This window comes from Psittacicella gerlachiana, from assembly GCF_003585965.1.
Lineage (GTDB): Bacteria > Pseudomonadota > Gammaproteobacteria > Enterobacterales > Psittacicellaceae > Psittacicella > Psittacicella gerlachiana.
Map to the genome: position 1 here is coordinate 1 of NZ_NRJF01000117.1, position 4,570 is coordinate 4,570.

The following is a 4,570-nucleotide window of genomic DNA, read 5'->3' on the forward strand; positions in this document are numbered from 1 at the left end:
AACCGTAAATAAATTTTTAAGTACTAAGCTAAAGCGAATTTCATCTAGAGACTTATTAAATAAAGGATCTAAAGCATATCCTATTTGTCTTTCAAACTCATTTACATCTACCTTTCCTCTAATCCATCCTGAATTAACATGAAGCTCTGCAATTTTTCTATAATCTCTTTTAAAAAAGGCGATAAGGTTTTCAACTAAGTATTTAGTATCTAAATTAGTTAAACTACCAACAATACCAAAATCTATGGCTATATAAGTTGGATCTTCAGGATTACTTATATCAGCGAAAATATTTCCTGGATGCATATCCGCATGAAAGAAATTAAACTCTAATAATTGTCTAAAGAAGATCTCAACACCTCTTTTAGCAAGAAGCTCACAATTTACAGCATTATCAATAAGATTTTGATGATTATTTATAGAAGTACCAAAGATTCTTTCAGAAATAAACCAATCTTTTGTTGCACAAAAAACTTTAGGAATATACAGAACATGAGAGTTTAACCAGTGATCTCTTAAGGTTTGTCCATTTCCAGCTTCACAAGTTAAATCTAATTCTACATTGAAATTATTTTCAAGTTCATCAACAACTTCACTACCACGCAGGCGATTACTTTGATCTACATAACGTGAGATAAAATTAAAAATACTTCGGATTAACTTTAATTCAACTTTTATTTTCTCACGAACTCCAGGACGGAGAACTTTAATAACTACTGCAACCTTTTCTTGCGTAAAATCAAAATCATTAGTTTTATTGATAATAAGTTTATCATTTTTACTATTTAATATTAATTTTTGATAATTGTTTAAGTTTAAATTTGCAGTATACACTTGAGCAATTGAAGCTGAAGCTAAAGGATCTTCCGAAAAAGATTCAAAGATACTATTAAAAGGAATACCCAAATCTTTTTCTATCTTCTTTTGCAAATGCTCAACATTTGCAGGAATAGTTCTCTCTTGCAGAGACTTAAGTTCTTCTGTTATCTGCTCATCAAAGAAATCATCTTGAATCGATAAAAGTTGACCTAACTTTATCCAAATTGGACCCAATTCTTCTAAGGTCAACTTTAATCTTGTTCCAACACTACAAGTCTTAGCTTTTGCAGGCACCCAAAAGAAGCAAAAACTTAATAATTTAAATACTTTAAGTTTCTTTTCTTCGATAAGATATTTATCAATACGATAACGTCTTATTACATAGCCTATTAAAAGTATACGAAATAAATTACGCACTTGATCCTACTTTATTTGTTTTATAAAACTATCAAATACTTGCTTAGCATTTGGTAATTTATTTTCAATTAAGTCTGCAATCGGATTATTTACATTACTAGCTTTTACTTGTGAATCATCACGAAATGGATCATCACTATCTAAACTTTTATTGCTAAATCTATTAACATTAGCATCATCAATAAAAGTTATAAGATTAGTTAAAAACTCATTAGCTTTTTTTCCAGCATTTGTTGCAATATAAGCAGGAACGTCACCAATATATTTACTCAATACATTTTCTACTGAAAAATCTACACGAGAAGTAAAATTTATTAAGCTGATTAATAATTTATTATCACCTTCAATCTTTAACTTCTCTTGTTTTAAAAGAGTTTCAAAATCTTGAGTTTTATTAACTAAACTTATAATTGATGGTCTCGTTAATTTAATTAATAAATCAGATGATAAAGGTTCAGAATTTTTTAATTGTTCAACTTCAACCTTATCGGCAAACTTTAATTGATAGATTAAATTTAAATCTGAAATTTCTAAATAAATATTTTTATCTTTTAAATTAAGATAATCTGTAGTTCCCTTAAGATTTTGTGGAACTATAAACTCTAAAGTCTTATTTACAAATGCAATTAGTTTTTCGTTAATAGTATTATTTTTTAGTGCATTTACAATTAAAGTTATTAAACTCACTTTAAGTTCTCCATAAATTTGCTACTCTATATTATAACAGTCCAAGGAGATAATGTATTTATTATCTCCTTGGACTTTCTATTATAAATCTAAAAGAATTTGCGTTGGATCTTCTAAGAGTTCTTTAACTTTTACAAGAAATCTTACCGAATCTTTACCATCAATTAAACGATGATCATAAGATAATGCGATATACATCATTGGACGTATTACAATTTGATCATCTACAACTACTGGTCTTTTCTTAATTCCATGCATCCCTAAAATTGCAGATTGTGGTGGATTTATAATTGGCGTTGAAAATAGAGAACCGAATACTCCTCCATTGGTAATGGTAAAATTACCTCCAGTCATATCTTCAATTGTCAGTTTATTATTGTTCCCTTTATCAGCTAATTGAGCAATTTCACGTTCAATATCAGCTAAACCTTTGTTTTCCGTATTTCTTAATACTGGGGTAACTAAACCTCTCTCAGTAGATACGGCAATCGAAATATCGGTAGTATTTGAGTAGACAATATCATCTCCCTCAATACATGCAGAAATAATCGGAAATTCTTTCATAGCTTCTGATACAGCTTTTACGAAAAAGCTCATAAAGCCAAGACGAATATTGTGTTTTTTCTGGAATTTTTCTCCATAGGTTTTACGGATATCAATAATACTTTGTAAGTCAACTTCATTAAATGTAGTTAACATTGCGGTACTATTCTTTGACTCTAATAAACGTTGAGCAATATGCTTACGAATATTGGTCATAGGAACACGGGTTTTAAATGGGTTTACTGCTTCGTTAATTTGACGTAACTTAATTTCATTAGCGATCACACGTGGAGGTAATTTATTACGTAAGTAATTTTCTACCTCATCAGAGGTAATTCCATGTTCATTAATTAAACGTCTTGCACTTGGACCAAGATTAATTTTTTGGGCAGCTAATGAATAATCATTTTCAACATGAATTTGACTTTTAGCTGGAGTTGCTTCTGGTTTCACAGATTTTCTTGCAGTTACTTCAGGAGTACGAGGAGTTACCTCTACTTGAGGAGCTTTTTGTACCTCTTCTTTCTCAACTACAGGAGATTTTTGTTCTTGTGTCTCTGCAACCTGAGCTTGAACTTCTACTTCTTTCTCATTTGCTGTACTTGCTTGAGCTTGCACGCCTTCAACAACCGTAAATTTTGCAATAGGCTGTTCAGTTACTATTGTCGAACCTTCATTCTCAATAAACTCGGTTACATAACCGTCATTTGGTGCTGAGACCTCAAAAGAAACCTTATCACTTTCCACGATTGCAATTGTTTCACCAGCTTCAACTTGCTGACCAACTTTAACTAACCATCTATTTAATTCAGCATTAGCTACTGATTCTGGAAGAATAGGGCCTTTAATTTCAATGTTACTCATGTTTAACCTTTTTTGCTTAAATAAAATAATTATCTAGCTGATCTAATCTATTTAAAATTTGTTCTAGTTCTTCTTTACTAGTTTTTGGATAACCGCTTGCTGTAGTCGCACTAGCTTTTCGTCCATTAAATCCTAAATGAACTTTTCCTAATCTATGATTAAGAATTTTCAGCATATAAGGTAATGCAAAATTCCAATAACCTTGGTTTTCAGGTTCATCTTGTACTATTTCAACTAATTTTAAGTTCGGACAAGAATCAATTACCTGTTGAATTTCTTCACTCGGGAATGGATAAAGCTGTTCTAAATGCAAGTGATAAATATTAGTTGCATTTTTCGAAGCTAATTGACTTTGGACATCAAAACGTATACGTCCAGCAGTGACTACTAGCTTTTCAATCTGCTCATTTGCAACTTTTGTATCATAAATCACTGTTTCAAATTTTGAATTAGTAATCTCGGTGATACTTGCACTAGCCTCTTCTAATCTTAATAAAGACTTAGGAGTAAATACTACTAATGGTTTTTTCTTCTCTGTTAATCCTTGGTTCACTAGAAGATGGTACATATTTTTGGCATTAGTTGGGATAACTACACGCAGATTATTATCTGCACATAGTTGTAAGAATCTTTCTATTCTAGCACTCGAATGCTCTGCCCCTTGCCCTTCATAGCCATGAGGTAAAAGTAGAGTTAATCCCGATACTTGATTCCACTTAGTTTCACCTGAAACAATAAATTGATCAATTAAAGGTTGAGCTCCATTTGCAAAATCACCAAATTGAGCTTCCCATAAAACTAAAGTATTTGGGGTTGTAATACTATACCCATATTCAAAACCAAGTACTCCAGCTTCACTTAGAGTTGAATCCCAAATTTCAAATTTTGCGTCATGCTCTTTAGCTATATCTAATAGTGGTAAATAATCATTTTCTTTATTAAAACTAGATAATACTGCAGCACGATGGAAGAAGGTTCCACGACCTGCATCTTCTCCAGTTAAACGAACATTTTTACCATTTTGGAGTAAAGTTGCGTAAGCTAAAAGCTCAACTTGTCCCCAATTTAACTTTTTATCATTAGTTAGAGCATCTAAACGTTGATTATATAATTTAGCTAATGTTGCTGAAAGTTCATAATTAGCAGGAAGTTCACTTAATTTATAACCTAAATCTTTGAACTCACGACTTGATAATCTAGAATAATCTACTAAATCGTAATCATCAGCATTACCTAGAGT

4 protein-coding genes are annotated in these 4,570 nt (G+C 31.1%); all 4 read right to left on the reverse strand.

From position 1 onward, the window contains the following. The coding region (locus tag CKF59_RS04435) for an AarF/UbiB family protein (protein WP_119534770.1) at positions 1-1,236 on the reverse strand (1,236 nt) is incomplete at its 3' end. A gap of 6 nt (positions 1,237-1,242) precedes the next feature. Beyond that, entirely contained in the window at positions 1,243-1,923 is a 681-nt protein-coding gene (locus tag CKF59_RS04440; protein ID WP_222985586.1) for an SCP2 sterol-binding domain-containing protein, read from the reverse strand. Positions 1,924-2,004: 81 nt separating this feature from the next. After that, entirely contained in the window at positions 2,005-3,330 is a 1,326-nt protein-coding gene (gene sucB / locus CKF59_RS04445; protein ID WP_119534772.1) for a dihydrolipoyllysine-residue succinyltransferase, read from the reverse strand. Between the two features lie 16 nt (positions 3,331-3,346). Continuing rightward, on the reverse strand, positions 3,347-4,570 hold a 1,224-nt coding region (locus CKF59_RS04450; protein ID WP_484283396.1), incomplete at its 5' end, for a 2-oxoglutarate dehydrogenase component E1 family protein.

Coding starts and splice junctions, on each gene's coding strand:
- sucB (WP_119534772.1), bottom strand. CDS start 3,330: ATGAGTAACATTGAAATTAAAGGCCCTATTCTTCCAGAATCAGTAGCT.